The sequence below is a fragment of the Thermomonas sp. genome, from assembly GCF_025993755.1.
In the GTDB taxonomy this organism is placed as follows: Bacteria; Pseudomonadota; Gammaproteobacteria; order Xanthomonadales; family Xanthomonadaceae; genus Thermomonas.
Genome location: NZ_JAMQHN010000114.1, coordinates 31,095 through 57,106 on the forward strand (window position 1 = coordinate 31,095; position 26,012 = coordinate 57,106).

Consider the following 26,012-nt stretch of genomic DNA (forward strand, 5'->3'; position numbering starts at 1 on the left):
CTCACTGGTGTGTTGCGGTGGCTTGGGAAAACGCGGGCTTTCCCAAGCCGCCCGGGAAACGCGCCGCCCGCATCGCTGCGGGCGGGCGCGGTCAAACGCTTACTCGCACTTCAACGAAGCGGCGGTGGCGGCGAACTGGTCGTTCGCCATCTTGCAGGCGCTGGCCAAAGCATCCTGGTTGGAAATCCCCGCCCACTGCTGGCGGGTCGTTTCCAGACTCTGCTTCACGGCGTCAGACGCAGGATTGCTGCCAGCCTTGTCGACGCAGGCCTGGACGCGCGTGAGATAGGCCTCGCAATCGGCCGGCAGGCTGCTGGCGGAAGCCGCTTCCTCAGCCGGAGCAGCGGCGGCATCGGTTGCGGGCGCTTCTGCGGCTGCAGGTGCGGCGACATCCGCGGCCGGAGCGGCCTCTTCCTTCTTGCAGGCGGTCAGAGCAGCACACAGCGCCACGGCGATCAGCAACTTGTTCATGGTAGTCCCTCCCGGGTGTTCGATTGGATGAAGCAGCAACGCGGCGCAAAAGTGAAACGCACTTCAGGGGACGCCGTTGCGCGGCAACGCCCCCAATCCATCAAACCGCCGCAGCGCCGCCGACGATTTCCGAAATTTCCTGCGTGATCGCTGCCTGCCGCGCCTTGTTGTAGACGAGATTCAGCGTGTCGATCAGCTTGGTCGCGTTGTCCGAGGCGGCCTTCATCGCGACCATGCGCGCGGCATGCTCGGAGGCCACGTTTTCCATCACCGCTTGGTACACCAGCGATTCGATGTAGCGGGTGAGCACGTGGTCGAGCACGACCTCGGCATCCGGTTCGTACAGATAGTCCCAGTCGTGCCGCGCGTCGGACTCGGACTCCGTGGGCTGCAGCGGCAGCAGCTGCTCGAAGGTCGCCTTCTGTGTCATCGTGTTGACGAAGTCGTTGTAGGCGATATTCACGCGATCGACGTTGCCGGACGTGTAGGCGTCGAGCATGACCTTGATGCCGCCCACCAGCTGCTCGACCTTCGGGGTGTCGCCGATATGGGTGATCGAGGCCAGCATTTCGACCTTGATGTGACGGAAGAACGCCGATGCCTTCTGGCCGATGGTGACAAGGCTGATCTCCACGCCCTGCTCCTGCAGCGAGCGGAACTCGCCGAGAAGCTTGCGGAACATGTTGTTGTTCAGCCCGCCGGCGAGGCCGCGGTCTGAAGAGATCACGATGTAGCCGACGCGCTTGACCGCTGCGCGCGGCACCAGGTACGGATGCCGGTACTCGGAATTGGCCTGGGCCATGTGTCCGATCAACTGCTTCATCGCGTGCGCGTACGGGCGCGACTGCTTCATCCGATCCTGCGCCTTGCGGATCTTGGAAGCCGAGACCATCTCAAGCGCGCGCGTCACCTTGCGGGTGTTCTGCACGCTCTTGATCTTGGTTTTGATTTCGCGTCCGCCGGCCATGCTCTACTCGCTTCGTTCTCGACTTGCTTCACGCTGTGATTGCACCACGGATAACCGGGATCCGTGAAAACCGGGGAAATCCGGACACGTCCGACCGGCCATCACCCGGATTCGGTTCAGAAGGAACCGGTTGCCTTGAATTCCTCGATACCCTTCTTGAAGGCCCCTTCGATTTCATCGTCCCAGCCTCCGCTGGCATCGATCTTCGCCATCAGCGCGCCCGCCGTATTGGCAAAGTGCGCCTGCAGGCCGGCCTCGAACGCGGCGATCTTCGCCACCGGCACGTCGTCCATGTAACCCTTGTCGACCGCGTAGATCGACAGCGCCTGCTGCGCGACCGACATCGGCGCGTACTGCTTCTGCTTCATCAGCTCGGTGACGCGCTGGCCGCGCTCCAGCTGCTTGCGGGTGGCGTCGTCCAGGTCGGAGGCGAACTGCGCGAACGCGGCCAGCTCGCGGTACTGCGCCAGCGCGATGCGGATGCCGCCGGACAGCTTCTTCATGATCTTGGTCTGCGCCGCGCCACCCACGCGCGACACCGAGATGCCGGCGTTCACCGCCGGGCGGATGCCGGCGTTGAACAGGTCGGTTTCCAGGAAGATCTGGCCGTCGGTGATCGAGATCACGTTGGTCGGCACGAATGCGGACACGTCGCCGGCCTGGGTTTCAATGATCGGCAGCGCGGTCAGCGAGCCGGTCTTGCCCTTGACGGCGCCATCGGTGAACTTCTCGACGTAGTCCTCGGACACGCGCGCGGCGCGCTCCAGCAGGCGGCTGTGCAGGTAGAACACGTCGCCCGGATAGGCTTCGCGGCCCGGCGGGCGGCGCAGCAGCAGCGAGATCTGGCGATAGGCCACGGCCTGCTTGGACAGGTCGTCGTAGATGATCAGCGCGTCTTCGCCGCGGTCGCGGTAGTACTCGCCCATCGCGCAGCCGGAGTAGGCGCTGAGGTACTGCATCGCCGCCGATTCGGAGGCCGAGGCGGCGACCACGGTGGTGTATTCCATCGCGCCGTACTGCTCGAGCTTGCGCACGATGTTGGCGATGGTCGAGTTCTTCTGGCCGATCGCCACGTAGATGCAGCGGATGCCCGAACCCTTCTGGTTGATGATGGTGTCGACCGCGAGCGCGGTCTTGCCGGTCTGGCGGTCGCCGATGATCAGCTCGCGCTGGCCGCGGCCGATCGGGATCATGCTGTCCACCGACTTGTAGCCGGTCTGCACCGGCTGGCTGACCGACTTGCGCCAGATCACGCCCGGGGCAATGGTCTCCACCGGCGAGGTGGTCCTGGCGTCGATCGGGCCCTTGCCGTCGATCGGCTCGCCCAGCGCGTTGACCACGCGACCGAGCAGCTCAGGGCCGGTCGGCACCGACAGGATCTTGCCGGTGGTCTTGGCGGTTTCGCCTTCGCGCAGGTGCTCGTAATCGCCCAGCACCACCGCGCCCACCGAGTCGCGCTCGAGGTTCAGCGCCAGCGCGAAGGTGGCATGGCCGTCCTCGGAGGCCGGCAGTTCGATCATTTCGCCCTGCATCACGTCGGCCAGGCCGTGGATGCGCACGATGCCGTCGGACACCGAGGTGACGGTGCCTTCGTTGCGCGCCTCGGCGGCGAGCTTGACCTTCTCGATGCGGGCCTTGATCAGTTCGCTGATTTCGGACGGGTTGAGCGTGGTGGTTGCCATTTGGATTTCCTGTGGCGGGCGCGAACCCGCCGTTGCGTTGCGTTGCGTCATGCGCCGGTCGAACCGAAGCCCGGCCGGCCAATGGGATTTCAGTGGACCAAGGCGTCGTGCAGTCGCGCCAGGCGGCCGCGCAGCGAACCGTCGATGACGACATCGCCGGTGTCGATCAGCACGCCGCCGATCAGCGCCGGATCGACGGCGGCATCGACATCGACCTCGCGGCCGAAGCGGCGACGCAGGGCGGCCTTGAGGGTTTCGATCTCGGATGCCGGCAGCGCCTCGGCCGATGTCACCCTGGCCTTGACCACCCGCTCGGCGTCGAAGCGCAGCGCGTCGTACAAGCCGCCGATCTCGGGCAGCAGCGCCAGCCTGTGGTTCTCGAACAGCAGCTGCAGCAGGCCGTCGAAGTTCTGCGGCGCCGATTCCGGCACGAGCAGGGCGATGGCGGCGTCCGAAGTCAGCCTCGGATCGCCCAGCAGCACGGCAACCTGCGGATCGGCCGCGACGCGGGCGGCGAAGGCCAGCGCATCGGACCACGCCGGCAGCGCGGACTGCTCGCGCGCCACCGCGAAGGCGGCGCGGGCGTAGGGACGGGCGAGGGTTGCCTGGGTCATCGGCCGGTCCTCAGAGCTGGGTCGCCAGCTCGTCGATCAGTTCCTTGTGATCGGCGGCATTGATCTCGCGACGCAGCAGCTTCTCGGCGCCCGACACGGCCAGCGCCGACACCTGCCGACGCAAGTCTTCCCGCGCGCGGTTGGCGGCAGCCTCGATCTCGGCATCGGCCAGCGCTTTCTGGCGCTGTCCCTCGGCGATCGCGTCGTTCCTGGCCGCCTCGATCAGCTGGCTGGCGCGGGCGTTGGCCTGGTCGATGATCTCGTTGGCCTTGATCCGCGCGGCCTTGAGCTCTTCGTTGGCCTTGTCCTGCGCCTGCGCGAGGTCCTTGCGGGCGTTGTCGGCCGCGGCCAGACCCTCGGCGATCTTCTGCTGACGCTCTTCGATCGCCCGGATGATGTGCGGCCAGCCGAACTTCATCACCAGCCAGGCCACGGCGAAGAACGCGACGCCCTGAATGACCAGCGTAAGGTTGGGTAGCATGATGCTGTGCTCCTGACTTCCGGCGGCGCGCGGCCGCCGGCTATTGCCTTTGACGATTCGGTCCGCCGTGCGGCGGATCAACCGCCCAGCGAGGACAGCAGCGGGTTCGCGAACAGCAGCAGCAGCGCGATGGCCACGCCGATCATCGGCACCGCGTCGAGCAGGCCGGCGACGATGAACATCTTCACCTGCAGCATCGGGGTCAGCTCCGGCTGGCGCGCCGCGCCTTCGAGGAACTTGCCGCCGAGGATGGCGAAGCCGATGGCGGTGCCGAGGGCGCCGAGGCCGATCAGCAGTCCAGCCGCGATGACGGTGAACTTGAGAACTTCAGCGACGAGGGTTGCGTGGTCCATGGTGTGCTCCGGTTGAAACGTTTGCGTGTCGGGGTGAAAGGGGAAAGCGAAGTGGATCCTTGGAACTTTCTGATGCGGCCCGCGTTCAGTGGCTTTCGGCGGCCATGCTGAGGTAGACGATGGTCAGCACCATGAAGATGAAAGCCTGCAGGACGATGATCAGGATGTGGAAAGTCGTCCAGGCGAAGCCGGCGATGAACTGCGCCGCACCCAGTGCGTAGGTGCTCACGTGCGCCAGCGACGCGTTGAGCGTCATCAGCGCGATCAGGATGAAGATCAGCTCGCCGGCGTACATGTTGCCGAACAGTCGCAGGCTCAGGCTGAGCGGGCGCACGCCCTCCTCGATCAGGCGCAGCAGCAGGTTGGCCGGCGCGAGGCAGATCCTGGCGAACGTGCCGTGGGCATGGAACGGGGCGCTGAAGGCTTCCTTGGTGAAGCCCGCCAGGCCCTTGTGGCTGATGCCGAAGTACTGGATCAGGAAGAACACCGCGATCGACAGGCCGAAGGTGGTGTTGAGGTCGGCGGTCGGCACCACGCGCAGGTAGGCGTGCGCAGGATCCTCGCCCGCCAGCTCGTGCCCGCTTGCCCAGACCCAGGGCAGGAAGTCGATCGGCAGCATGTCCATGAAATTCATCAGGAACACGAGCAGGAAGATGGTGATCGACAAAGGGGCAATCAGCTTGCTGTTGCCATGGAAGGTCTCGCGCACCAGCCCGTCGACGAACTCGACGACCATCTCGACCACGGTCTGGAACTTGCCCGGGACGCCGGAAGTCGCCCGCCGCGCGGTGAGCAGGAAGACGGCGACGAACAGCACCGAAAGCACCAGCGTGAAGAACAGCGTATCCACGTTGAGGGTCATGAACGAGGACTCGCCCACCTTCATCTGCAGGAAGTGCAGATGGTGGTTGATGTATTCGGTCGAGCCGCCGCCCGCAGGTTCCATCGCGCTGAAGTTTCCGATCGCGTTCAACACAGCCGTCTCTTGCCTCTAATCCTGCAATCGTCCTTTCAACAGACCCAGCGCCAGCAGGTAGGACGCTTCCGCGACCAGCAGCCCTGCCAGCATCGGCAGCGCGAGCAACCTGCAAACCGCCAACGCAACCGCCATCGCCGCCACCACCAACAACCACTTCCCGGCGGTACCCAGCACCAGCCGCGCCAAGGCCGCACGCGCCGGAAGGGCCCCGCCGCGCAGCGACACGATGACCGCGGCCAGATTCCCGGCCAGCATCGCCACGGCGCCCGCAGCCACCGCCTCCGCCGATTCCGGCCCAGCGAACGCAAGCGCTGCCAAGGCCACCACGGCCGCCGCAAGGGCGGAAACGACGACCGCGCGCATCGCGCCGCGTCGCCCCGTGGCGATGGGATCGTGCATGCGCAGGTCGTCGTTAGCTTTGGAGTTGGGCCGGGCAATCGAAACGCAACCGCCTAGCCCGGGAATTGTAGCAGTACCCGAGGAGACGCGGCAACCGCAGCCGGAAAACATGAATGGGCTTCCGCTGCCGGGGGAACCGAGCTTGTGGAACTTTTCCTGGATTCCGCGGTCGATGCAGTACGGGATCGCTTCCTACCTCGTCAACTCCGCGGCGATCCCGGCAAGCCCCGGCCCTCACCGACCGGGGCTTTTTCGTGCTTCACGTCGCCCGTCGCGTTCGCGCCGGCGCATTTCGGGATCTTTCTGGGCGCATCGAGCAGCGGGAAGGTGATGCCCGATTCATCGGGCTCCGGATGTTCGATCATGAGGTCGATGATGACGGGCATCAGGGCGCCGAGGATCGCCACGGCGTCGCGAACCTGCTGGCGGTTGGCGTCGCTGTTCCAGGTTGCGCCGCCGTGCATGAGCTGGTTGCGCAGGACATAAAGGCGGTCGGCGACAATCGACAGGACGACGTCGGTCTTGCGCGCCATCAGCGCCCGCATCGCCAGTTTGCGCGCATTGGCGAACTGCACTTCCCAGGTGTTGCTGGCGTCGTGGTCTCGCAGCGCACGCCAGAATGGTTCGTAGACGAAGCGGTTCTCCAGCAAGGTGCGAACCGGGCCGGTGAAGCGATCGAACAGGATCTGCTGCAAGCGTCCTTCGCGGTCGTGGACGATGAGCCGGTCGATGAACTGGCGCGCCTGGTCGCGCTCGCTCTGCTCGAATCCGAATTCGCGCGCATAAGCGGCGTTGAGCGCGATCCACAGAAACAGGAAGCGGGCATCGTCGTCGGCAGACTCGCGCTCGGCCCGTTGAAGCCAGCTGATCGCCCGGTGGATGCGGATCCGCCAGTTCTCGGGCTGGCCGTCGCGCACCTTGCGATGGCGCTGTTTGAGCGTGGCGGCGGTAAGGGGCGTCGCCACGATGCCGCCTTCAGCCGGCGATGCGGCCGGCGAAATCGACCAGGCGCCGGGTCTGGGCGCGGATCGACACTTTGAGTTCTTCGCTCAGCGGCTCGCCCTTGGCGGTGGCGCTGGCGCCATAGGGGTTGCCGCCGGAGGCGTAGATCCCCGGATCGGTGTAGCCAGGCGGCACCAGGATCGCGCCCCAGTGGAAAAAGGTGGTGTACAGGCCGAGCAGCGTGGTTTCCTGGCCGCCGTGCATGTTCTGGGCGCTGGTCATGGCGCTGACGGCCTTGTTCGACAGCGTGCCGGCCGCCCAGAGCGGCCCCAGGGTGTCGATGAAGGCGCGCATCTGGCTGGCCACGGTGCCGAAGCGGGTCGGGGCGCTGAACAGGTAGGCGTTGGCCCATTCCATGTCGTCGTAGCTGGCGTGCTGGACGTGGGCAGTGCGCTCGGCGTGTGCGGCCCAGGCCGCCTGTCCGGACACGATCTCTTCCGGCACGGTTTCCTTGACCTTGCGCAGCCGAACCTCGGCGCCGGCTGCCTGGGCGGCATCGACGGCGACTTCGGCCATGGCGTGGTTGGTGCCGTAGGTGCTGTAGTAGACGATCGCCAGACGGACTTGGCTCATGGCGGCTCCCTGTTCAACCGCATCATGCGGAATCACATTGATAGCCGCAACGGGGTGAAGCCGGCGCGAAAGCCACGCTCGCCCGGCTCAGGAACCGGACAGGGTGGCCGTGCAGTTGCGGCCGCGATCCTTGGCCAGGTAAAGCGCGCGGTCGGCGCGGGCGAACAGTGACTGGAAATCGGGATCCGTCGCCTCCAGTTCCGTGGCGCCGAAGCTGGCGGTGATCTGGAGCGAGGGATGGGCATCGACCGGATGGCAAGCCGCCGTCATGGTGCGAATACGCTCGGCGATCTCGCCGGCGGCCTCGAGCCGGGTGTCCGGGAGAAGAATGCAGAATTCCTCGCCACCGGTGCGCGCCAGGATGTCGATTTCGCGCAGCAGCCCGCGGCAGCAACCGACGAAATCCTGCAACACGATATCGCCCACCGGATGGCCGTGGCGGTCATTGATCCGCTTGAAATGGTCGATGTCGATGGCGATCAGGCTCAACGGCGTGCCGTGTCGGCGGCTGCGCGCATATTCGACTTCGGCCAGTTCGAAGAAATACCGGCGATTGACGCAGCCGGTGAGGCCGTCGGTCCTGGCCTGCTGCTGCAGCTCCTCCTTGAGGTCGTGCAGCGCGGTGATGTCCGTGATCAGGCCGATCAGAGCGTTCTGGCCGTCGCCGTCTTCGCAAGGCACCACCACGCTCCAATAATGACGCTTGCGCCCTTGCGCATCGACCAGGGACTGCTCGCCGGCGTAGCGCTGGCCGCTGGTCAAGATCTGCTGTTCGATCACCCAGAATCGATCGGCGACCTCCTTCGGCATCAGCTCGCTGTCGAGTCGGCCGATCGTGTCTTCCACCGATCGGCCGAACACATTGGCAAGCTGCTTGTTGGCATAAACGATCCTGCGGTCGGCGCGCTTCATGTACACCAGCGCATCGAGGTTTTCGAGCACGGTGTCCAGCAGCTCCTTCTGCCGGAGCACCCGGTCTTCCAGCCGCTTCTTATTGGTGATGTCGTGCGAGATGCCGACCATGCCCACGATGGCGCCGGAGGCATCGCGCAACGGTTTCTTCGTCGTCCAGTAGCTGCGCAGTTCGCCGGTGGCGTGGATGTAGTTGGCTTCCTCGCGCTCGATCGTCTCGCCGTTTTCGAGCACGCGGCGGTCGGTTGCGCGCAGTTCGTCGTCTTCATCGATGGACACGAAATCGGTGAAGGCCTTGCCGATCACGTCCTCCAGGCGCAGACCGGGCCGCAGCAGGTCCAGCACCAGCCGGTTGGCGAAGGTGAATTTGCCCTGGATGTCGGTCGTATAGACGAACGCGCCCACCGCATCGAGCATCGTGCGGTAGGCGGTTTCGCCCATTGCGGGCGGCGCACTGGAACCGGAGGTAGCCATATCCATTGACCGTCAGCGACCTGCGGGGCCTTGAACAAGGTTCGGGAGCATGCACCAAAGTACCGCAGCCACGCGGGTCGGAGGCCGGATTTGTGAGGCGCATCCCGTAATTGCGGGGGGGGGGGGGGCGAACCCCGAAATTCAGCCCATCCTCGCGCGCTGGGTCGTCAACGTGGCCAGTTTGACCGACCAATCGGCCAGGCGCTGCCGCTCCTGCTCGACCACGGCTTCGGGAACGCCGGCGCCGAACCGGGCCAGCTTGGCCGCGCTCTTCTCTTTCTCGGCGCCGATCCTGGCGATCTCCTTGTCGAGGCGCGCACGCTCGGCATCGAGATCGACCAACCCTTCCAGCGGCACGAACAGTTCCAGTTCGCCGACCACCGCCGGGGCGGCGGCGGGCGGTTCGCCGACGAGGGCGTCGAGGCGGTCCAGCTTGCACAGGAAGCGCAGCTGGGCATCGAAGCGCCGCGCACGCTGTGCATCCTGCGCATCGCCACCGCGCAGCAGCAACGACACCTGCCGGGCCGGGGAAACGCCCAGTTCGCCGCGAATGCGGCGCACCGAACCGATCACGGCCTTGAGCCATTCGACATCGGCATCGGCCTGCACGTGGGCCTCGGCATGGAAGTCGGACGGCTGCGGGTAGTCCTGCAGCATCAGGCTGCCGGACTTGCCCAGCTTTGGCGCGACCGCCTGCCAGAGTTCCTCGGTGACGAAGGGAACCAGCGGATGCAGCAGGCGCAGCAGCGCATCGAGCGCGAACAGCAGGGTGTGGCGGGTGCTGTCGGCGGCCTTTGCGTCGTTGCCGCCCAGCGCCGGCTTGGCCAGTTCCACGAACCAGTCGCAGAACTGGTTCCAGGCGAACTCGTGCAGGCACTGCGCGAGCAGGTCGAAGCGGTAGTTGGCGAAGTGCTCGGCTGTTTCGGCGCTGGTTTTGGCCAGCCGCGAGAGGATCCATTTTTCGGCGTCGGTGACGGGCTGCGGCGCGCCATTGAAGGTGGCATCCCCGACGTTCATCAGCGCGAAGCGGGTCGCGTTCCACAGCTTGTTGCAGAAATTCTTGTAGCCCTCGGCGCGGGCGAGATCGAACTTGATGTCGCGACCGGGGCCGGCGAGCGCGGCCATGGTGAAGCGCAGGGCGTCGGCGCCATGGGCATTGATGCCGTTGGGATAGTCCCTGCGGGTGTCCTTCTCGATCTTTTCCGCCATCTTCGGCTGCATCAGCCCGGCGGTGCGCTTGGCGACCAGGTCGTCGAGCGAAATGCCGTCGATGATGTCCAGCGGATCGAGCACGTTGCCCTTCGACTTCGACATTTTCTGGCCGTTCTTGTCGCGCACCAGGCCGGTCATGTACACGTCGTGGAACGGCACCCTGCCGGTGAAGTGGTCGGTCATCATCACCATGCGGGCGACCCAGAAGAAGATGATGTCGAAGCCGGTGACGAGCACGCTGGACGGAAGGTACCGATCGAAGCCGCGCTCGGCCATGCCGGCTGCATCGGGCCAGCCCTGCGTGCTGAACGGGAACATCGCCGAGGAAAACCAGGTTTCCAGCACGTCGGGGTCCTGGCGCAGCGGCGCATCGCCAAGGCCGTGCGCGGCGCGCACTTCGGCTTCATCCCGGCCCACGTAAATCCTGCCGGCCTCATCGAACCACGCCGGGATGCGATGGCCCCACCACAGCTGGCGGCTGATGCACCAGTCCTGCAGGTTTTCCATCCAGTGGCGGTAGGTGTTCACCCAGTTCGGCGGCACGAACCGGACGGAACCGTTCTCGACCAGTTCCAGTCCGCGCGCGCCCAGCGTGTCCATCTTCACGAACCACTGGTCGGTGAGAAAAGGCTCGATCACCTGCCCGCTGCGATCGCCACGCGGCACCATCAGCTTGTGCGGCTTGACGTCCACCAGCAGCCCGGCGGCGTCGAGGTCGGCCACCATGGCCTTGCGCGCGTCGAAGCGGTCGAGGCCGCGGTACTTTTCGGGAATGTCGTCGCGATCGGCAACCACTCTGGCGGTGTCGGTGAAGATGTTGATCGTCTTCAGACCGTGACGCTGGCCGACGGCGTAGTCGTTGAAGTCGTGCGCGGGCGTCACCTTCACCACGCCGGTACCGAAGGCGCGATCGACGTAGTCGTCCAGGACGATGGGGATGCGACGGCCGGTCAGCGGCAGATCCACGAACTTGCCGTGCAGGGCCAGATAGCGGGGATCGTCCGGATGCACCATCGCGGCGGTGTCGCCGAGCATGGTTTCCGGGCGGGTGGTGGCCACGATCACGTAGTTGCGGTTTTCGCGCAGGGTCTCGACCCCATCGGCGTCCACTTCGACGTATTCGTAGCTCGCACCGTCGGCCAGCGGATAGCGGATCTCCCACAGGTGGCCGTTTTCTTCCTCGCTCACCACTTCCAGATCGGAGATCGCGGTCTTCAGCACCGGATCCCAGTTCACCAGGCGCTTACCGCGGTAGATCAAGCCTTCTTCATGCAGGCGCACGAAGGCTTCGGTGATCGCCTTCGACGGCATCGGATCCATGGTGAACACGCTGCGCGACCAGTCGCCGGACGCGCCGAGGCGGCGCATCTGGCGTTCGATGGTGCTGCCGGAATGCTGCTTCCATTCCCACACTTTTTCGATGAATTGTTCGCGGCCCAGCGAGTCGCGGGTTTCGCCCTTGCCTTCGATCGCAAGGTTGCGGCTGACGACCATTTCGGTGGCGATGCCGGCGTGGTCGGTGCCCATCTGCCACAGGGTGCGGTAGCCGCGCATGCGGTGATAGCGCACCAGCGCGTCCATCAGCGTGTGCTGGAAGGCGTGGCCCATGTGCAGGGTGCCCGTCACGTTCGGCGGCGGCAGCAGGATGGTGTAGGCCGGGCCGTCGCCCTGCGGGGCGAACGCGCCGCTGTGTTCCCACTGCGCGTACAGGCGGGTCTCGAAGGATTGGGGATTGAAGCCGGCGTCGAGGGTGGTCATGGGCGTCACATGTCGAATTTCTTGAGCTCGAAACCGAGCGATTGGTAGTGCTTCCAGCGTTTGCGCGAGCCGCCGCGCGCGGCGGGGTCGGCGGACACCACTTCCAGCACGCGGTCGAACCGGCCATCGGGCGCGGTGTCGCGCAGGTTGATCAGCAGCGGACGCAGGGCGGCGTCGGTTTCCGGCGCGGCGATGAGTATCGGCGCCTCCTCCTCGTCTTCGTCCAGGCCGGCGATCTGGTGCGGGAGGAACAGGTCGGGATCGAACGACCACAGCAGATCGTCGAGTTCTTCGGCCTGCGCCATGTCGCGCGCCAATATCAGGGTCGGCAGGTTGGCGGCGTGCGCCCGCTTCGCCAGTTCGCACACCAGCAGCAGCGGCTGCTCGCGAAAGCGGGGCTTGTCGATCAGGTAGAAATGCGCGCGCTGCACGGCTTACCCGACGCGATCCAGCAGCCACTGGCTGAGCATGCCGACCGGGCGGCCGGTGGCCATGCCGGCCTTGCCGCTGTCGGAGGCGCTGCCTGCGATGTCCAGGTGCACCCAGCGCTGGCCGTCGGTGAAGCGCGACAGGAAGCAGCCGGCGGTGATGGCACCTGCCCAGCGGCCGCCGATGTTGTAGACGTCGGCAAACGTGGAATCCAGCATGCCCTGGTACTCGTCCCACAGCGGCAGCTGCCAGCCGCGGTCGAACACGGTCTCGCCGGCGTCGATGAGTTCGCGCGCGAGGTCGTGGCTGGTCTTGGTCATCACGCCGGTGGCGTACTTGCCCAGCGCCACCATGCAGGCGCCGGTCAGGGTGGCCATGTTCACCAGCGCCTGCGGCTCGAAGCGCTGCGCGTAGGTCAGCGCATCGCACAGGATCAGCCGGCCTTCGGCGTCGGTATTGCCCACTTCAATCGTCTTGCCCGACATCGAGGTGATGACATCGGAGGGACGATAGGCGTTGCCGTCGATGGCGTTTTCCACTGCGGCGGCAATGCACACCAGGTTGATCGGGAGCTGCATCTTCACCGCCGCCACGAAGGTGCCGAGCACCGCACCGGCGCCGCACATGTCGTACTTCATTTCCTCGATGCCGCCCTGCGTCTTCAGGTTGACGCCGCCGGTGTCGAAGGTGATGCCCTTGCCGACCAGCACGTAGGGCTTGGCGTCGCCGCCGTTGTCGTACTTGAGCACGACCAGGCGCGGACGCTGCGCGCTGCCGCGGGCGACGGCCAGCAGCGAACCCATGCCCAGCGCTTCCATCTGCGCTTCGTCCAGGATTTCGCAACTGGCGTGCGGTTTGCCGGTCGCGAATTCCCGCGCCTGTCGGGCCAGGTATTCGGGCGTGCAGACGTTGGGAGGCAGGTTGCCCAGCTCACGGGTGAACTGCACGCCTTCGGCAATCGCGACGCCCTGGGCCAGGGCGGTGGCGTCGTCGCCGGCGATTTGCAGCCGCGCAAGTCCGCTCTCCTCGCGCTTCTTGTTCTTCTCGCCCAGCGTCGCCAGGTAGCGATAGCAGGCATGGTCGGCGGCGACTATGGCCTGGCGAATGTTCCAGCCGGCATCGCGATCCTTGACCGCGACTTCGCTCAAGGTGAACAGCGCCGAGACGACCGGCCCGGTCTTGAGCGCGCGGGCGGCGTCGGCCACCGCCTTCAGGTATTGCGGCACCCCGAACTTGCCGGCATCGCCCAGCCCGATCACCAGCACCCGCCGCGCCGTGATGCCGGGCAAGTCGTGCAGCAGGATGGTCTTGCCGGCCTTGCCGGAAACGTCGCCACGCGCGCCGAGGACCGCGATCCGCCCGCCGCTGGCCGCATCCAGCGCCTTGCCCGCCGGGCTGAGGCTGCCGTCCGCAAATGCGCCGACGATCACGCAATCCACGTCGGCGGTGGCGGCGGGAGTCCGGTTCAAGCTGAATTCAAGGCTCATCGAGAATCTGTCCGATGTGAAGGGGAAAGGAACACGCGGCCCGCCGCCTGCGGATGGCGGCAGCCCGGGGCGCGTACAATGCGCGGTCGCGGCCCGGCGTGTGGGAGACGCGGCAAACCCCCGATTCTAAGGCAACCCGGCCCGATGCCGAAGCTGGACCGCTACCTCAGCAGCGAATTCACGCGCGCCGTACTGGCGACGCTGCTGGTGCTCGTCATTGTCAGCCTCGGCGGCGTGTTCGCCGACCTGATCGGCGAGATGGCGTTGGGCAAGGTGCCGCCGACGCTGCTGCTGTCGCAGCTCGGCCTGCGCCTGCTGGGCTATCTGCCCGTGATCCTGCCGCTGGCGCTGTTGCTGGGCTTGCTGCTGGCCACCGGGCGACTGTACCGGGATTCGGAAATGCCGGTGCTGGCCGCGGTCGGCGTCGGCCCGAAGCGGCTGTTGAGGCCGCTGCTGCTGGTGACGCTGCCGGTGGTCTTGGCGATCGCGGCCTGCTCGCTGTGGATTGGCCCTGCGGCGAACCGGATGGCCAAGGCCATGGTGATCGAGGCCAACCGCAATCTGCTGGTGGCCGGGTTGGAACCTGGCCGGTTCACGCCGATGTCCAACGGCGGCGTGGCCTACGTCGGGGAAATGTCCTCGGACGGCACCCGGCTGGGCCGCGTGTTCATCTACCGCGAGCGCGGCAACCGCATGGACGTGGCCACCGCCCGCAGCGGCGAGCTGTACCGCGATCACGGCGCGCGCGTGCTGGCCCTGCTGGACGGGTTCCGGGTCGAAGGCTCCGCCAGCGGCGACCAGCTCGACTATCGGCTGATGCGCTATGCCCGCAACGAAATCCAGCTGCCCGAAGCCGATCCGCCCAGCCGCCTCGACGACCCCCCGTTCCGCACGACCTCCGAATTGCTCCGGATGCCCGGTGCGGCGGCCGCTGCCGAACTGCACTGGCGGCTGGCGCCGGCGCTGCTGGCGCTCGCATTCGCGCTGATGGCCCTCCCGCTGGCGCGCACTTCGCCGCGCCAGTCCCGCCACGGCGCGATGCTGCTGGCGTTCATCGCCTATCTCACAGGCATCTTCCTGACCCTGCTGGGCGTGCAGTCGCTTGCGGAAAGCCGGCTGCCGCTGGCCCTGGGCCTGTGGTGGCTGCTCGTGCCGATGCTGGCGATAGGAGTCTGGCTGTTCGTCCGCGACGGCCAGCCACTGTTGCCGAGGCGGCGGCGATGAAGCATTTCCCCCGGCTGCACGACAGCTATATCGCCCGCGCCATCATCTCCAGCGTGCTGCTGGCCTGGGGCGTGCTGCTCGGGCTCGAAGTGGTGCTGTCCTTCGCCGACGACCTGAGCAACATCGGCAGGGGTTCCTACACGATCAACCACGCCATCGCGGTGGCCGGGCTGTACCTGCCGGGCAACGCCTATGACTTGTTCCCCACCGCCGCCGTCATCGGCTCCCTGCTGGGCCTGGGCGAACTGGCCGCGACCTCGGAACTGACCGCGCTGCGTGCGCTGGGCCTGTCGCGCCGCCGGATCGGGCTGTCGGTCCTGCTGGTGCTGTCGGCTTTCACCGCCCTGATGGTGGTCAATGGCGAAACCCTCTCACCCTGGGCCAGCGAACGCGCGCAGGCCATCCGCTCGATCCGCCACAGCGACATGGTGGTTTCACGCTACGACGGTCTGTGGGCGCGCGAGGGCGGGATGTTCCTGAGCGCGCGCGGCGGCGAGCAGAAGCAGCGCGGCGCCGACAGCTGGCTGGAACTGCACGGCGTGCGTTTGTTCGAATTCGCCGAAGACGGCCGGCTGCTTTCGATCGCCAACGCGCGCGTCGCAGAGCACCACGGCAATCACTGGACCTTGCACGACGTCGAACGTACCCGCTTCGGCGCCCGCTCGGTGCAGCGCAGCAAAGTCGCCACCGAGCGCTGGGATTCGACCCTGAGCGAATCGGTGCTGGCCGCCAGCGTCACCCGGCCCGGCAACATGGCCAGCTCGCAATTGCGCACCAGCATCGACTACCGCCAACGCAACGGCCTCGATGCCAGCAACTACGAGCGGGTGTACTGGGGGCGCTGGTTCTATCCCTTGAACGTTCTCACGCTGTGCCTCGCCGCCGCGCCATTCGCCTTCGGATCCTTGCGCAGCGGCGGCTACGGCAAGCGCGTCTTCATCGGCATCGTCTTTGCGCTGGGCTTCTGGCTGCTGCAGCAGATAACGACCAAGCTTGCCGGCATCTACCGCTTCGATTTCCGGATCGCCTACGCGGTGCCGCCGCTGATCATGCTGGTGGTGTCGTGGATGGTGTTCCGGCGCCGCAGCGGCTGAAGCAGACGGATTCCGGTTCCCGGCAGCATCGATTCAATCGGCCCCGCCTTCAGCCGCCTGCCCGCGCACGGCCTTGGGCAGGCGGATCAGGCGCGTCGCGCTGGCGCGGTCGTGCCAGGTCAGCCGATCGCGGTCGAACCACGCCCACCAGAACCCCAGGCCGGCAGAGGCAAGAGACAGCAAGCCGACGCCGAAGCGCAGCCACAGGCGTCCGGTTCCTGGCACGCCGCCGTCGGCCGCAACCACCCGCAAACGCCATGGCCGCATGCCGATGGTCTGGCCGCCGCGCTTCCAGCTCAATGTCGCATACAGCCCGGCAATGGCGAGGAAGACGAGGAATTCCAGCGCGCCCATCCAGCCGCCGCGCACCGAGTCCCCGTGCGCGAGGGTGAACGCAGTCGCAGCCACGAACCACATCGCCAGCAGCGGGAAGAAATCGTACAGCAAAGCCAGCAGGCGCCAGCCCAGCAGGGTGGAGGGACGGTCGGACATGGCGACAGGATACAGAGCCCTTCATCCGGTACCTGTCGCCACCTTTTTTCAGAAAGCGTGAAAAAGGCCGCTGCTCGCGGATCTTCCAGTGACGCCGATTTGATCGACCTTGCCCTCACGTAGGGCGGCAAGGGGTGCTCTATTCTTGCTGTATGTCCACCGTTGCCGAGCGCCGCCGCCTGTTTACCGATCTGCCACCACTGGAGCCGGCAGACGCCGACGCGATCGAGCGGTTTCTGGATGCGCTCTGGGCCGAACGCGGTCTGGCCAAGGCCACGCTGACGGCCTATCGCACCGATCTGGAGCAGCTTGCGCGCTGGCTGCGTCAGGCGCGCGGACGGGCGCTGGCCGCGGCCGGACGCGAGGATCTGTTCGAATACCTCGCCCTGCGCGCCCGCGCCGGCTACAGCCCGCGCAGCGGCGCACGCCTGCTGGCCAGCCTGCATGCGTTCTACGGCCGAACGGTGCGCACCGGTCTGCGCAGCGACGATCCGGCGGCGCTTCTGCAGGCCCCGAAGCTGCCGCGGCTGCTGCCCAGGGCGCTGTCCGAGGCGCAGGTGGCCGCGCTGCTGGAAGCCCCCGACTGCGCCGATCCGCTCGGTCAGCGCGACCGCACCATGCTCGAACTGATGTACGCGGCCGGACTGCGGGTCAGCGAACTGGTCAACCTGCCCGCCACCGCGCTCAACCTGCGCCAGGGTGCGCTGCGTGTCACCGGCAAGGGCGGGAAGGAGCGGCTGGTGCCGCTGGGCGACGAGTCGCGGCATTGGCTGGAGCGCTATCTGCACGAAGCCCGACCGCCGCTGATCGGAAGCAGCCCGGACGTCGGCGCGCTGTTCGTCGCGCCGGGCGGCGGCGCGCTCAGCCGGCAGGCCTTCTGGACGCTGGTCAAGCGCTACGCGGCCGCCGCCGGGATCGAACCGGCGCGGATCAGCCCGCATGGGCTGCGCCACAGTTTCGCGACCCATCTGCTCAACCACGGCGCCGATCTGCGTTCGCTGCAGATGCTGCTGGGGCACGAATCGCTTTCGACCACCCAGATCTACACCCTGGTCGCCCGCGACCGCCTGCGCAACCTGCACGCCCTGCACCATCCCCGCGCCTGAACGCACCGCCGCATTGCGCGACGACCGTCACGCGGACGCCTGCGGAACGTGGGAAAATGCCGAACCTTTATTCTCGGGCACAAGCCCGGCAGCCGGCTTTGCCCGCGGAGTTTCGATGAAGCAGTTCGTCCTGACCCTCCTGATCCTGCTCAGCACCAGCCTGTCGGCCTGCGCCCAACCGGCCGCAGCGCCCACCGCCGGCACCGCGCCCGTGGCCGAAGCCGCGGCAACGCCGGGCGAAACCGCCTATGCGGCGGGCACGCCCGAGGCCCGCGCCCGGGAAGCGCTGCGCAAGCTGGATCCGCGGATCGTCGTCGAGCGGATCGGCCCTGCGCCGCTGCCGGGCTTCCGCGAAGTGATCGCCGCCGGACAGGTGGTCTACGTCAGCGACGACGGCAAGTACATGTTCTCCGGCGGCCTGCTGGATCTGTCCAATCGCTCGAACCTGAGCGAGGCGGCAATGGCCGGGGTGCGCAAATCGATCCTCGCCACCTTGCCGCAGTCGGACCGGATCGTGTTCGCGCCCAACGGCCCCGCACGCTACACCGTGGTGGTGCTGACCGACATCGAATGCGGGTTCTGCCGCAAGTTCCATTCCGACATCGCCAAGTACACCGCGCTGGGGATCCGCGTGGAATACCTCGCCTTCCCGCGCGCCGGGCTGGGCAGCGACGACTACCGCAAGATGGTGGCGGTCTGGTGCGCACCGAACCGGCAGCAGGCGTTGACCGACGCCAAGAACGACCGTCCGGTGCCGATGACCGCCTGTGCCCGCACGCCGGTGGACATGCAGTACCGGGCCGGCCAGCGGATGGGTCTGGAGGGCACGCCGATGATCCTGACCGCCGACGGCAAGCTGCTGGGCGGCTACTCCTCGCCGCAGGATCTGTTGCGGCGGCTGCAGGCCGTCCAGGGCGAAGCCGCGGCCGGATGACCACGGACCCCGCCGCCATGGACGCGCTGCACGCGCGGGCGATCGACGTGGCCCGACAGGCCTACGCGCCCTACTCGCAACTGCGCGTGGGCGCGGCGCTGCGTTCGACCAGCGGCACGGTGTACACCGGCTGCAACGTCGAAAACGCCTCGTTTTCGATCGGCGGCTGCGCCGAACGCGCGGCGATCGCGGCCGCGGTACAGGCCGAAGGCAGCGCATTCCGGCTTGCCGCCATCGCGGTTGCCGCGTTTGCGCAGGACGGCAGCGAACTGCCGATCACGCCCTGCGGCGCCTGCCGGCAGGCGCTGGTGGAATTCGGGCCGGAAGCGCGCGTGGGTTTCCGCCAGCCGGACGGCGCGTGGCTCGATGTCAGCGCCGACGCACTGCTGCCCTACCGGTTCGCGTTCCCCCGGCAATAAACCGGGTCAGCCATCCAGCCATTCGTACAGCGGCACGGATGCCGGCGGCGCTACGCCCAGGGTGAACGCCGCCCGCACCTGCTCGGCCGCGCGCTCGGCAGCGGACGGGGTGCGCGCGTGGATCACGGCCAATGGTTCCCCAGCGGCAATGCGTTGCCCGCGCTCGGCGACCTGCGCCAGACCCACGGCGTGGTCGATTCTTTCGTCCGGGCGACGCCTGCCGCCACCCAGATCGATCACGCACTCGCCCAGCCCGCGCACGTCGACGGCCTGCACGAACCCTTCCCGCAACGACGCAACCGCCACCTGCTCGGGCGCCTGCGGCAGGTGCCAGGCCGGATCGTCCAGAAGATCGGACGGGCCGCCAAGCTCGGCCACCATGCGCTCGAAGCGCTCGGCCGCCGCGCCGCTGGAAAGCGCGCGCTCCAGCTTCCCGTGCGCGTCGGCATCGTCCGCGGCCAGGCCGCCCAGCACCAGCATCCGCGCCGACTCCGCCAGCACCAGCGCGCGCAGGCGCGGGCAGACCGGGGCGCCGACCAGCAGGCCGATGTTTGCGCGCACCTCCAGCGCATTGCCGGCTTCGCGCCCGAGCACCTGCCCCATGTCCGACAGCAGCGCCGACAGCCGCAGCCCGCTGGCGTTGGCCACCGCCCGCATCGCCGTGGCGAGCGCGCGCGCATCGGCGGGGTCCGGCGTCTGCGCGCCGTTGCCGACCTTGATGTCGAGCACCAGCGCCTGCGCGCCGCCGGCGAGCTTCTTCGACAGGATCGACGCCACGATCAGCGCCTGCACATCGACCGTGGCCGTGACGTCGCGCACGGCATAGAGACGACGGTCGGCCGGCGCCAGGTCGTCGGTCTGGCCAATGATCGCGCAGCCCACGTCGGCGACCACCCGGCGCATGCGCTCGGGCGTCGGGTAGGCGTCGTAGCCGGGAAGGCTCTCCAGCTTGTCGAGGGTGCCGCCGGTGTGCCCCAGTCCGCGCCCGGACAGCATCGGCACATAGCCGCCGCAGGCGGCCACCAGCGGCGCCAGCGCGAGGCTCACGCCATCGCCGACCCCGCCGGTCGAATGCTTGTCCAGCGCCGGACCGGGCAGATCGCTCCAATCGAGGCTGCGGCCGGAGTCGCGCAATGCCAGGGTGAAATCACCGCATTCCTGCGCGTCCATTCCATGCAGCGCCACCGCCATCGCGAACGCGCCCACCTGCCCTTCGCTCCAGCGCCCGCTGCCGATGCCCTGCGCAATTTCGTGCAGTTGCCCGGCGGACAGCCGCCCGCCTTCGCGCTTGGCGCGCAGCAGCGCGGTGGCGGGCCAGTTCGCCACTATTCCACCGTCACCGATTTGGCCAGGTTGCGCGGCTTGTCGACGTCGGTGCCGCGCGCCAGCGCGACGTGGTAGGCCAGCAGCTGGACCGGGATCGCGTGCACGATCGGCGAGAGCATGCCGCCGTGGCGCGGGGTGCGGATCACGTGCACGCCTTCGGAATCGCCGAAGCGGCTGTCGGCGTCGGTGAACACGAACATCTGGCCGCCGCGCGCGCGCACTTCCTGGATGTTGGACTTCACCTTTTCCAGCAGGGCATCGTCCGGGGCGATGACGACCACCGGCATCGCCGCATCCACCAGCGCCAGCGGACCGTGCTTGAGCTCGCCGGCCGGATAACCTTCGGCGTGGATGTAGGAGATTTCCTTGAGCTTGAGCGCACCTTCCAGCGCAATCGGGTAGTGCACGCCGCGGCCGAGGAACAGCGCGTGCTGGCGCGGGGCGAAGCTGCCCGCCCAGGCCGCGATCTGCGGCTCCAGATTGAGCGCGTGCTGCACGCTGCCGGGAAGATGGCGCAGCTCGTCGATCAGCGCCGCTTCCCGGCCCGCGTCCAGTCGCCCGCGCAGCCGCGCAAGCACACCGGCGAGCGCGAACAGCGCCACCAGCTGGGTGGTGAACGCCTTGGTCGAGGCCACCCCGATCTCGGCCCCGGCGCGGGTGTGGAACACCAGCCGGCTGGCCCGCGGAATCGCGCTTTCCGGCACGTTGCAGATCGACAGTGTCCGTTCCTGCCCCAGCGATTTGGCGTACTTGAGGGCCTCCATCGTGTCCAGCGTTTCGCCCGACTGCGAGATGGTGACAATCAGCTGGCGCGGATCGGCCACCACCTTGCGGTAGCGGAACTCGCTGGCGATATCGACGGCGCAGGGGATGCCGGCCAGTTCCTCGATCCAGTAGCGTGCGATCAGGCCGGCGTAGTAGCTGGTGCCGCAGGCAAGGATCTGCACCGAGTCGCTATCCGCCAGCAGCGCCGCGGCATCGGCGCCAAACAACGCCGGGTCGAATCCGTCGACAGCCGCGATGCCTTCCAGCGTGTCGGCAATCGCGCGCGGCTGCTCGTGGATCTCCTTCTGCATGAAGTGGCTGTAGGGGCCGAGCTCCAGCGAGGCCAGCGAGACGTCGGAGAGGTGGACTTCGCGTTCCACCGGCACGCCGTCGGCATTGAACACGCGCACCGCCTTGCGGGTCAGCTCGGCGGTATCGCCTTCTTCGAGGAAGATCACCCGGCGGGTGGCCGAGACGATCGCCGAGACGTCCGAGGCGACGAAGTTCTCGTCCTCGCCCAGCCCGACCAGCAGCGGGCAGCCGACCCGCGCCGCCACCAGCGTGTCGGGGTCGCGCTTGTCGATCACCGCCAGCGCGTAGGCGCCGTGCAGTTCCTTCACCGCCGCCTGCAGCGCTTCCAGCAGGGTTCTGCCCTGCGCGCGATGGTGGTGGATCAGGTGGGCGACGACTTCGGTGTCGGTCTGCGACTCGAACACGTAGCCCAGCGCCTGCAGCCGCTGCCGCTGCGCCTCGTGGTTCTCGATGATGCCGTTGTGCACCAGCGCCAGTTCGCCGTGGCTGATGTGCGGATGCGCGTTGCACTCGGTGACGCCGCCGTGGGTGGCCCAGCGGGTGTGGCCTATGCCGAGCCGGGCGTGGAAATCCTCGGCCCGCGCCGCGGCCTCCATTTCCGCCACCCTTCCGGTGCGGCGCACGCGGCGGACGCCGTCGCTTTCCACCACGGCGATTCCGGCCGAGTCGTAGCCCCGGTATTCCAGCCGCTTCAAGCCATCGACCAGCAGCGGCACCACGTCACGCTGGGCGATGGCTCCGACGATTCCGCACATGCGAACTCCGCTTGAAAACGCAGGCGGCAAGTGTAGCCGGTGCCATGTTCGCAGCGTCCGGGTGTCCGCATGCACACCGCGACCGGACAGGCGCATTGAAAATAATATTTCGATATTTCAATGACTTGAGATTGGCACGCGACTTGCTTTTGTCAAGGCATGGACACGACGCCCCTTCCTCCGAAGCGCGAACCCGGCCACGGCATCCGCGACACCGCCGCGCAGGACCAGCGGCTGACCACCCCGCGCCACCGGGCGCGGCGCTGGCTGCTTCCGGGCGCGGCCGCAATCGGCGTACTGGCATTGGCCGGCTGGGTCGCCAGTGGCTGGCTGTCGGGCCAGCACTCCTACGACAGTGCCCAGCTGCGCATCGCCACCGTCACCCGCGGCGACCTGGTGCGCGATCTCAGCGCCGAAGGGCGCGTGATCGCGTCCAACAGCCCGACGCTGTACGCGATCGCACCCGGCATCGTCACCCTGAACGTGGTCGCGGGCGACGCGGTGAAACAGGGCCAGGCGCTGGCGGTGATCGACAGCCCGGAACTGCGCAGCCGATTGGTGCAGGAAGAATCCACCCTCGCCAGCCTCGAAGCCGAGGCCGGCCGCGCCCAGCTGGACGCGCAGATCGCGCGCTCCAATGCCCAGCGCGCACTGGACCAGGCGCAGATCGACCGCACCGCCGCCCAGCGCGACCTCGAACGCTATCAGCGCGCGTACGCGGGCGGTGCCGTGGCCCAGAACGATCTGGCGCGCGCGCAGGACCAGCTGAAGAAGGCCGACATCGGGCTGGCGGCCGCCCGCCGCGATGCCCGCCTGCAGAGTGCCGGCGCCGGGCTCGATGCGCGCAACAAGATGCTGCAAGCGCAACGCCAGCGCGCGGTGGTCGAGGAAGCGCGGCGCCAGGTCGAGGCATTGACGCTGCGCGCCCCGTTCGACGGCCAGGTCGGTCAGGTCCAGGTCCCGCAGGGCACCAGTGTCGCCGCCAACGGCCCGGTGCTCAGCGTCGTGGACCTGGGCAAGTTCGAGGTCGAAATCAAGGTGCCGGAAAGCTTCGCTCGAGATCTCGGCCTCGGCATGCCGGCGCAGATCTCCGCCAACAACGCGCAATACGCCGGCGAGATCGCCGCGGTGTCGCCGGAAGTCGTGAACGGCGAGGTGACGGCCCGCGTGCGTTTCGCCCAAGGCAAGCAGCCGCCCGGTCTGCGCCAGAACCAGCGCCTGACCGTGCGCATCGTGATGGACACCCGTCGCAACGTGCTGATGGTGGAGCGCGGCACGTTCCTCGATCAGGGCGGCGGCCATTTCGCCTACGTCGTCGATGGGCATGTCGCCGTGCGCCGCCCGATCTCCACCGGTGCCAGCAGCATGGCCAGCGTCGAAATTCTCTCCGGGCTGAAGGCCGGCGACCGCATCGTGGTCTCCGGCAGCGATCAGTTCGACAACGCGGACCAGGTCCGCATCACCGGCAACTGAAGGAGCAACGCCATGAACACGTTTCCCCTGTTTCCCCCGCGCTTTCGCTGGACTCCGGAGCAGCTCGCCGACGCGGTGCCGCTGCGACTGTCGCAGGTCGTCCGCTTCGATGCGCCACGCGTGCGTGCCGCCAACGCATCACGGCATGCCCGCCGCACCGATAGCTACCTTCCCGATGTCGGCTCACCGGGTCCATTCCGGATCTCCTGAGCCCGACCCGCGATCCCAACTTTCCCCACAAACCGCAAGGACCCCGCCATGTTGGACATGCGCCAGATCACCAAGGTGTACCGCACCGAACTGGTCGAGACCCACGCCCTGCGCGCGCTCGACCTGCAGGTTGCCGACGGCGAGTTCGTCGCCGTCACCGGGCCGTCCGGCTCGGGAAAGACCACCTTCCTCAACATCGCCGGCCTGCTCGAAGAATTCACCGGCGGGCAGTACACGCTCGACGGCGTGGACGTGAAGGGCCTGGACGACAACGCCCGCAGCCGCCTGCGCAACGAGAAGATCGGTTTCATCTTCCAGAGCTTCAACCTGATCCCGGACCTCAACCTGTTCGACAACTGCGACGTGCCTTTGCGCTACCGCGGCATGCCCGCCAGCGAACGCAGGCTGCGGATCGAGGACGCACTGGGCATGGTGGGCCTGGGTTCGCGCATCAAGCACTACCCGGCGGAGCTGTCCGGCGGCCAGCAACAACGTGCGGCGATCGCCCGCGCGCTGGCCGGAAGCCCGCGCCTGCTGCTGGCCGACGAACCCACCGGCAACCTGGACAGCCAGATGGCGCGCAGCGTGATGGAGCTGCTGGAGGACATCAACGAACAAGGCACCACGATCGTCATGGTCACCCATGACCCCGAACTGGCCGCGCGCGCGCAGCGCAACGTGCACATCGTCGACGGCATGGCGACCGACCTGAGCGTGGCCTCGGCCCTGCAACACTCGCTGCACGCCGACAGCGCCAGCCCCGCCACCGCCTGAGGACACCGCGATGTTCGGCTATTACCTCAATCTTGCCTTGCGCAGCTTCCGCCGCAATCGCGCCATCACCGCACTGATGGTGCTCACGATCGCGTTCGGCGTGGCGGCATCGATGACGGCGTGGTCGGTCTTCCGCGCCGTCTCCGGCGATCCGATCCCGTGGAAATCGGCGCAGCTGTTCGTTCCCCAGATCGACAGCTGGGGCACCAACGGCGGCAATTCCGACCACGAGCCGCCATCGGCGATGAGCTACATCGACGCCACCGCGCTGATGCGCGACCACAAGGCCAGGCTGCAATCGGCGATCTACCAGATCGCGCCATCGATCGTTCCGCCGGACGCCGCCCGGCACCCCGTCAACGTCCGCGGGCGGGCGGTGTTCAACGAATTCTTCCCGATGCTCGACGTGCCGTTTGCGCACGGCGGCGGCTGGGCTGCGGCCGACGACGCCAATCGCGCACAAGTGGCCGTGATCAGCCGCAGGTTGAGCGAGAAACTGTTCGGCACGGACGCCAGCGTGGGCCGCGATCTCAACATCGAGGGGCGCAGCTACCGCATCGTCGGCGTGCTGGGCCGGTGGAATCCGCAGCCGATCTTCTACGATGTGGTCAACAGCGGCGGCTTCGACACCGACCCGGACGACATTTTCCTGCCGTTTCCCACCGCAATCGCCAACGGCATCGAGAACCAGGGCAACACCAATTGCTACGCCCCGCCCGCCGGTACCGGGTTCGCCGGCCTGCAGCATTCCGAATGCATCTGGATCGCCTACATGGCGCAGCTCGACGATGCCGCTGCGGTTGCAAGCTACCGCAGCTATCTGGACAGCTATGCAAATGCCCAGACCGCTTCCGGACGCTTCAGCTGGTCGCCGAACAACCGCCTGCGCAACCTGCACGACTGGCTGCTGGCGCAGCACGTCGTCCCCGACGACACCCGGGTGTCGCTGCTGGTGGCGCTGGGGCTGCTGCTGGTGTGCCTGGTGAACACCATCGGCCTGCTGCTGGCCAAGTTCCTGCGGCGCAGCGGTGAAATCGGCATCCGCCGTGCGCTGGGCGCGCCGCGGCGGCAGATCTACCTGCAGTTCCTGATCGAGGCCGGCACCGTCGGCGTCGCCGGCGGCGTGCTGGGCGTGCTGCTGACCGCGCTGGGGGTGGCCAGCGTGGGCTGGGTGATGCCGCCGGAAATCGCACCGCTGGCGCGCCTCGATCTTCCCCTGCTGGGGTTGACCCTGCTGGTTTCGGTGCTGGCAACCGTGCTGGCCGGCCTGTATCCCACCTGGCGCGCCGCACAGGTGCAGCCGGCGTGGCAGCTCAAATCCAACTGAAGGACGAT

The 26,012-nt window shown here is 67.4% G+C and carries 26 protein-coding genes; 9 read left to right on the plus strand and 17 right to left on the minus strand.

The features are described 5' to 3' along the window. Nucleotides 1-99: 99 nt before the first annotated feature. The 14 genes from Q0X16_RS07670 to Q0X16_RS07735 form a co-directional block, all read right to left on the minus strand. Nucleotides 100-471 (minus strand): DUF5339 family protein, encoded by a 372-nt coding sequence (locus Q0X16_RS07670; RefSeq protein WP_297832852.1) that lies wholly within the window; start codon nt 469-471, stop codon nt 100-102. A gap of 100 nt (nt 472-571) precedes the next feature. Continuing rightward, a complete protein-coding gene (gene atpG, locus Q0X16_RS07675; RefSeq protein ID WP_297832854.1) occupies nt 572-1,438 on the minus strand; it encodes a F0F1 ATP synthase subunit gamma in 867 nt (288 codons plus the stop codon). A gap of 116 nt (nt 1,439-1,554) precedes the next feature. After that, a complete protein-coding gene (gene atpA / locus Q0X16_RS07680; protein ID WP_297832856.1) occupies nt 1,555-3,120 on the minus strand; it encodes a F0F1 ATP synthase subunit alpha in 1,566 nt (521 codons plus the stop codon). Between the two features lie 89 nt (nt 3,121-3,209). After that, nucleotides 3,210-3,734 carry a F0F1 ATP synthase subunit delta gene (locus Q0X16_RS07685; protein WP_297832858.1) on the minus strand — a complete coding sequence of 175 codons (525 nt, stop codon included), beginning with the start codon at nt 3,732-3,734 and terminating at the stop codon, nt 3,210-3,212. A gap of 10 nt (nt 3,735-3,744) precedes the next feature. Continuing rightward, on the minus strand, nt 3,745-4,215 hold the full coding sequence (locus tag Q0X16_RS07690; protein WP_297832860.1) for a F0F1 ATP synthase subunit B: 471 nt from the start codon (nt 4,213-4,215) through the stop codon (nt 3,745-3,747). 77 nt (nt 4,216-4,292) lie between these two features. Then, nucleotides 4,293-4,568: a F0F1 ATP synthase subunit C gene (gene atpE, locus Q0X16_RS07695; RefSeq protein WP_297832862.1), complete on the minus strand. Its 276-nt coding sequence runs from the start codon at nt 4,566-4,568 to the stop codon at nt 4,293-4,295. A gap of 85 nt (nt 4,569-4,653) precedes the next feature. Next, complete coding sequence (atpB, locus tag Q0X16_RS07700) at nt 4,654-5,541, minus strand: F0F1 ATP synthase subunit A (protein WP_345780284.1); 888 nt, start codon at nt 5,539-5,541, stop codon at nt 4,654-4,656. 18 nt (nt 5,542-5,559) lie between these two features. Further along, nucleotides 5,560-5,946, minus strand: a complete 387-nt coding sequence (locus Q0X16_RS07705) for a hypothetical protein (protein WP_297832865.1) — start codon at nt 5,944-5,946, stop codon at nt 5,560-5,562. Between the two features lie 200 nt (nt 5,947-6,146). Continuing rightward, nucleotides 6,147-6,911, minus strand: a complete 765-nt coding sequence (locus tag Q0X16_RS07710; protein WP_297832868.1) for a HEPN domain-containing protein — start codon at nt 6,909-6,911, stop codon at nt 6,147-6,149. Nucleotides 6,912-6,921: 10 nt separating this feature from the next. Continuing rightward, complete coding sequence (gene wrbA / locus Q0X16_RS07715) at nt 6,922-7,521, minus strand: NAD(P)H:quinone oxidoreductase (RefSeq protein WP_297832871.1); 600 nt, start codon at nt 7,519-7,521, stop codon at nt 6,922-6,924. An 87-nt stretch (nt 7,522-7,608) separates the two neighbouring features. Further along, the gene (locus Q0X16_RS07720) at nt 7,609-8,907 is read right to left on the minus strand and encodes a diguanylate cyclase (protein ID WP_297832874.1); all 1,299 of its coding nucleotides are present in this window, start codon (nt 8,905-8,907) and stop codon (nt 7,609-7,611) included. A 141-nt stretch (nt 8,908-9,048) separates the two neighbouring features. Further along, nucleotides 9,049-11,877 (minus strand): valine--tRNA ligase, encoded by a 2,829-nt coding sequence (locus tag Q0X16_RS07725; protein WP_297832878.1) that lies wholly within the window; start codon nt 11,875-11,877, stop codon nt 9,049-9,051. Nucleotides 11,878-11,882: 5 nt separating this feature from the next. Continuing rightward, the gene (locus tag Q0X16_RS07730; RefSeq protein ID WP_297832880.1) at nt 11,883-12,308 is read right to left on the minus strand and encodes a DNA polymerase III subunit chi; all 426 of its coding nucleotides are present in this window, start codon (nt 12,306-12,308) and stop codon (nt 11,883-11,885) included. A 3-nt stretch (nt 12,309-12,311) separates the two neighbouring features. Further along, nucleotides 12,312-13,793, minus strand: coding sequence for a leucyl aminopeptidase (locus Q0X16_RS07735; RefSeq protein WP_297832883.1), 1,482 nt, complete (start codon nt 13,791-13,793; stop codon nt 12,312-12,314). 144 nt (nt 13,794-13,937) lie between these two features. Here Q0X16_RS07735 and lptF point away from each other — a divergent pair, with 144 nt between their 5' ends. Together lptF and lptG are read left to right on the plus strand one after the other, a co-directional pair. Next, nucleotides 13,938-15,017: an LPS export ABC transporter permease LptF gene (gene lptF / locus Q0X16_RS07740; RefSeq protein WP_297832887.1), complete on the plus strand. Its 1,080-nt coding sequence runs from the start codon at nt 13,938-13,940 to the stop codon at nt 15,015-15,017. Then, nucleotides 15,014-16,111, plus strand: a complete 1,098-nt coding sequence (gene lptG / locus Q0X16_RS07745; protein ID WP_297832890.1) for an LPS export ABC transporter permease LptG — start codon at nt 15,014-15,016, stop codon at nt 16,109-16,111. The genes lptF and lptG overlap by 4 nt, the downstream gene beginning before the upstream one ends. Before the next feature lie 33 nt (nt 16,112-16,144). On the opposite strand, the gene Q0X16_RS07750 is transcribed toward lptG, so the two are convergent. After that, nucleotides 16,145-16,603, minus strand: a complete 459-nt coding sequence (locus Q0X16_RS07750) for an RDD family protein (RefSeq protein ID WP_297832893.1) — start codon at nt 16,601-16,603, stop codon at nt 16,145-16,147. Nucleotides 16,604-16,755: 152 nt separating this feature from the next. On the opposite strand from Q0X16_RS07750, the gene xerD reads away from it, so the two are divergent. The 3 genes from xerD to Q0X16_RS07765 all read left to right on the plus strand — a co-directional run bounded on the left by xerD (nt 16,756) and on the right by Q0X16_RS07765 (nt 19,062). Beyond that, a complete protein-coding gene (xerD, locus tag Q0X16_RS07755) occupies nt 16,756-17,709 on the plus strand; it encodes a site-specific tyrosine recombinase XerD (protein WP_297832896.1) in 954 nt (317 codons plus the stop codon). A gap of 115 nt (nt 17,710-17,824) precedes the next feature. After that, nucleotides 17,825-18,643 carry a DsbC family protein gene (locus tag Q0X16_RS07760; RefSeq protein WP_297832899.1) on the plus strand — a complete coding sequence of 273 codons (819 nt, stop codon included), beginning with the start codon at nt 17,825-17,827 and terminating at the stop codon, nt 18,641-18,643. Beyond that, nucleotides 18,640-19,062 carry a cytidine deaminase gene (locus Q0X16_RS07765; protein WP_297832901.1) on the plus strand — a complete coding sequence of 141 codons (423 nt, stop codon included), beginning with the start codon at nt 18,640-18,642 and terminating at the stop codon, nt 19,060-19,062. Before Q0X16_RS07760 ends, Q0X16_RS07765 begins: the two co-directional genes overlap by 4 nt. Before the next feature lie 6 nt (nt 19,063-19,068). On the opposite strand, the gene Q0X16_RS07770 is transcribed toward Q0X16_RS07765, so the two are convergent. Together Q0X16_RS07770 and glmS are read right to left on the minus strand one after the other, a co-directional pair. Next, the gene (locus Q0X16_RS07770) at nt 19,069-20,388 is read right to left on the minus strand and encodes a thymidine phosphorylase (RefSeq protein ID WP_297832903.1); all 1,320 of its coding nucleotides are present in this window, start codon (nt 20,386-20,388) and stop codon (nt 19,069-19,071) included. Next, a complete protein-coding gene (gene glmS / locus Q0X16_RS07775; protein WP_297832905.1) occupies nt 20,388-22,220 on the minus strand; it encodes a glutamine--fructose-6-phosphate transaminase (isomerizing) in 1,833 nt (610 codons plus the stop codon). Before glmS ends, Q0X16_RS07770 begins: the two co-directional genes overlap by 1 nt. Before the next feature lie 159 nt (nt 22,221-22,379). On the opposite strand from glmS, the gene Q0X16_RS07780 reads away from it, so the two are divergent. The 4 genes from Q0X16_RS07780 to Q0X16_RS07795 are packed head-to-tail and all read left to right on the plus strand — an operon-like array spanning nt 22,380 to nt 26,004. Beyond that, nucleotides 22,380-23,693: an efflux RND transporter periplasmic adaptor subunit gene (locus tag Q0X16_RS07780; protein ID WP_297832910.1), complete on the plus strand. Its 1,314-nt coding sequence runs from the start codon at nt 22,380-22,382 to the stop codon at nt 23,691-23,693. A gap of 12 nt (nt 23,694-23,705) precedes the next feature. Further along, nucleotides 23,706-23,903, plus strand: a complete 198-nt coding sequence (locus tag Q0X16_RS07785; RefSeq protein WP_297832913.1) for a hypothetical protein — start codon at nt 23,706-23,708, stop codon at nt 23,901-23,903. A gap of 48 nt (nt 23,904-23,951) precedes the next feature. Beyond that, the gene (locus Q0X16_RS07790; protein WP_297832916.1) at nt 23,952-24,677 is read left to right on the plus strand and encodes an ABC transporter ATP-binding protein; all 726 of its coding nucleotides are present in this window, start codon (nt 23,952-23,954) and stop codon (nt 24,675-24,677) included. A 10-nt stretch (nt 24,678-24,687) separates the two neighbouring features. Then, nucleotides 24,688-26,004: an ABC transporter permease gene (locus tag Q0X16_RS07795; RefSeq protein WP_297832918.1), complete on the plus strand. Its 1,317-nt coding sequence runs from the start codon at nt 24,688-24,690 to the stop codon at nt 26,002-26,004. Nucleotides 26,005-26,012: the final 8 nt, after the last annotated feature.